Raw genomic sequence first — 686 nt, forward strand, 5'->3', positions numbered from 1 at the left:
ATTGGTTGGGATGCGTTCGGTCTACCAGCAGAAAACGCAGCGGTGAAAAACAACACAGCACCTGCGCCATGGACTTACGAAAACATCGAATACATGAAAAACCAGCTTAAATTGCTAGGTTTTGGCTACGACTGGAATCGTGAATTCGCAACTTGTACGCCTGAGTACTACCGTTGGGAACAAGAGTTCTTCACTAAGCTTTACGAAAAAGGCCTAGTTTACAAGAAAACGTCTTCTGTTAACTGGTGTCCAAATGACCAAACCGTTCTTGCAAACGAACAGGTTGAAGACGGCTGCTGCTGGCGTTGTGACACTCCAGTAGAGCAAAAAGAGATCCCTCAGTGGTTCATCAAGATCACAGAATACGCGCAAGAGCTACTTGACGATCTAGACAAACTTGAAGGTTGGCCAGAAATGGTTAAGACCATGCAACGCAACTGGATTGGTCGCTCTGAAGGTGTGGAACTGAAGTTTGAAGTGAAAGGTCAACAAGACCTAGAAGTCTACACAACGCGTCCAGACACACTGATGGGTGTGACTTACGTAGGTATCGCAGCGGGTCATCCTCTAGCAACGCTAGCTGCAGAGAACAACCCAGAGCTTGCTGCATTCATCGAAGAATGTAAGAACACCAAAGTTGCTGAAGCTGAACTGGCGACAATGGAGAAGAAAGGTATGGCAACTGG

1 protein-coding gene is annotated in these 686 nt (G+C 46.8%); it reads left to right on the top strand.

The window, feature by feature from the left end; translation table 11 throughout:
• Positions 1-686: class I tRNA ligase family protein (locus tag R7P74_RS26680; RefSeq protein WP_318123669.1), on the top strand; the 686-nt coding region annotated here is incomplete at both ends.

The sequence above is a fragment of the Vibrio sp. 2033 genome (assembly GCF_033339735.1).